Below are 2,842 nucleotides of genomic sequence, written 5' to 3'. Positions count from 1 at the left end.
CGAACAGCTCGATTACGTCGTTGTCGACGGGCGCGAGCTCACTGTCGACCGGCTTGAGCACGACGAACAGCAACGTGGCGTCGCTGTCGACGTCGACGTCGACGACGGCTAGCTCGCTGTCGACGGGCCTGAGCACGACGAACAGCAGCGTGGCGTCGCTGTCGACTTCGACGTCGACGACGGCCAGCTCGTTGTCGACGGGCCTGAGCACGACGAACAGCAGCGTGGCGTCGCTGTCGACCTCGACGTCGACGACGGCCAGCTCGTTGTCGACGGGCGTGAGCTCGTTGTCGACGGGTCTGAGCACGACGAACAGCAGCGTGGCGTCGCTGTCGACTTCCACATCGACGACGGCCAGCTCGCTGTCGACGGGCCTGAGCACGACAAACAGCAATGTGACTTCGTTGTCGACGGTGGTCTCGGCGACACGCACGCACTACTACAGTGTGAACGACAACGGCGTCCAGGCAGGTAACTACAACAACGACGGAGCGACCGGGATTAACGCGCTGGCCGCCGGAACTGGCGCGTTGGCTGGAGGTGCGGCCGCGACGGCGGTAGGTAATGCGACGAATGCTGGCGGCGACCAAAGTGTGGCGGTCGGCAATTCGGCCACGACGGCCGGGGCTGGAAGCATTGCGGTCGGCAATGGCGCCAATGCGAACGGATACGGAACCGTAGCAATTGGTCAAATATCGACGGCGACTGGCAATGGTGCGGTGGCCGTGGGCCTGGGGAATTCCGCTTCTATTACAGACGCGGTGGCGATCGGTGCATACAACAACGCAGCCAACAACAATGCGATCGCGATCGGCACGTCAAACAGTGCGCTTGGCGCTGCTTCCATGGCGCTGGGCGCCGCATCCACAGCCGCGCAAGACTGGTCGATTGCCATTGGTAGGTTCGCCACGGCGGGCGCCAGCGTAGGGGACGTCGCTTTGGGGGCGGGTTCAGTGACAGCCGCGCCGCATCCGACTTCCTCGGAAACCGTTGGCGGAGTGACCTATTCGGTGGCCGGCACGGTACCAACGAGTGTCGTAAGCGTGGGTGCGCCTGGTGCAGAGCGTCAGGTCACGAATGTTGCAGCAGGCCAAGTAAATGCAACGAGCACGGATGCGATCAACGGATCTCAGTTGTTCGCGACCAACCTCGCTGTCGATAGTTTGTCGACGTCCGTGTCGGGTACGACGAGCACGATTACTTCACTGTCCACGGGGCTGAGCACGACGAACAGCAGTGTAACGTCGCTGTCGACCTCGACGTCGACGACGGCCAGCTCGTTGTCGACCGGCCTGAGCACAACGAACAGCAGTGTGACGTCGCTGTCGACCTCGACGTCGACGACGGCCAGCTCGTTGTCGACCGGCCTGAGCACAACGAACAGCAGCGTGACGTCGCTGTCGACTTCGACATCGACGGCAGAAAGCTCGCTGTCGACCGGCCTGAGCACGACGGACAGCAGCGTGGCGTCGCTTTCGACCTCGACGTCGACGACGGCCAGCTCGCTGTCGACGGGTCTGAGCACGACGAACAGCACGGTAACTTCACTGTCGACCTCGACCTCGACGGGACTCTCGTCGGCGAACAGCTCGATTACGTCGTTGTCGACGGGCGCGAGCTCACTGTCGACCGGCTTGAGCACGACGAACAGCAACGTGACGTCGCTGTCGACGTCGACCTCGACGACGGCCAGCTCGCTGTCCACGGGCCTGAGCACGACGAACAGCAACGTGAGCTCGCTTTCGACGGTTGTGTCGGCGACGCGCACGCATTACTACAGCGTGAACGACAACGGCACGCAGCAAGGCAACTACAACAACGACGGTGCGACCGGGATCAACGCGATGGCGGCTGGCACCGGTGCGACGGCCGGCGCAACCGCGGCCACTGCGATCGGCAACGCGACCAATGCGGCCGGCGCGCAAAGCGTCGCGGTGGGCAACAGCTCGACCGCGGCCGCGGCATCGACCGTAGCGATCGGCGACAGCAACACGGTGTCGGCAGCGGCAGGCCCCGGCTCGATCGCCGGCGGCCACAACTCGACGGTCGTTGCCGGCACCGGTGCGATCGCGCTGGGCGAGGGCCAGACGGCCAACGGTAGCGGTGCGGTGGCCATCGGCGATCCAAACACGGCGACCGGCACCGGTGCGGTCGCGGTAGGTGCGAACAACACGGCGACCGGCAACGGTGCGCTGGCGATCGGCAATACGAATACCGCGCAAGGTCCGGGATCGGTCGCGCTGGGCCAGAACTCGATGGCGGGCACGGCGGGGGCAACGACCGGCAACGTGGCGATCGGTAATGGTGCGATCGCGACTACCAATCCGGGTGACGTTGCACTGGGAAGCGGCTCGGTCACGAGCACGCCGAGTCCGACTGCGACCGGTACCGTGGGCGGGGTGACGTACAGCTACGCAGGCACCAATCCGACCAGTGTGGTCAGTGTTGGTGCGGCAGGCGCGGAGCGCCAGATCACCAATGTGGCCGCTGGCCAGGTGACCGCAACGAGCACGGATGCAGTGAATGGCTCGCAGTTGTACTCGACCAATCTGGCCGTCGATAGTTTGTCGACGACGATGTCGGGCACGACAAGCACGATTACTTCACTGTCCACGGGTCTGAGCACGACGAACAGCAGCGTGACGTCGCTGTCGACCTCGACGTCGACGACGGCCAGCTCGTTGTCGACGGGTCTGAGCACGACGAACAGCAGCGTGACGTCGCTGTCGACCTCGACGTCGACGACGGCCAGCTCGCTGTCGACGGGCCTGAGCACGACGAACAGCAGCGTGACGTCGCTGTCGACCTCGACCTCGACGGCGGACAGCTCGCTGTCGACGGG

The 2,842-nt window shown here is 64.7% G+C and carries 2 protein-coding genes and 2 pseudogenes; 2 read left to right on the top strand and 2 right to left on the bottom strand.

Annotation, left to right across the window (positions count from 1 at the left end; genetic code table 11):
- The coding region (locus DIE06_RS39390) for a hypothetical protein (RefSeq protein WP_260433907.1) at positions 1 to 433 on the bottom strand (433 nt) is incomplete at its 3' end.
- On the opposite strand from DIE06_RS39390, the pseudogene DIE06_RS39685 reads away from it, so the two are divergent.
- Positions 321 to 1,139, top strand: a pseudogene (locus DIE06_RS39685) (hypothetical protein); the annotation flags it as partial. The gene DIE06_RS39390 and the pseudogene DIE06_RS39685 sit on opposite strands and share 113 nt — an antisense overlap.
- Here DIE06_RS39685 and DIE06_RS39375 read toward each other — a convergent pair.
- Complete coding sequence (locus DIE06_RS39375; RefSeq protein WP_260433908.1) at positions 1,130 to 1,768, bottom strand: hypothetical protein; 639 nt, start codon at positions 1,766 to 1,768, stop codon at positions 1,130 to 1,132. The pseudogene DIE06_RS39685 and the gene DIE06_RS39375 sit on opposite strands and share 10 nt — an antisense overlap.
- Here DIE06_RS39375 and DIE06_RS39370 point away from each other — a divergent pair.
- Positions 1,731 to 2,842, top strand: a pseudogene (locus DIE06_RS39370) (adhesin); the annotation flags it as partial. The gene DIE06_RS39375 and the pseudogene DIE06_RS39370 sit on opposite strands and share 38 nt — an antisense overlap.

Origin of the sequence: Burkholderia sp. Bp8998 (genome assembly GCF_003854235.1) — a bacterium.
Lineage (GTDB): Bacteria > Pseudomonadota > Gammaproteobacteria > Burkholderiales > Burkholderiaceae > Burkholderia.
The sequence above is the reverse complement of the archived record's forward strand: the minus strand, read 5'-3'. Positions and strand labels throughout refer to the sequence as shown.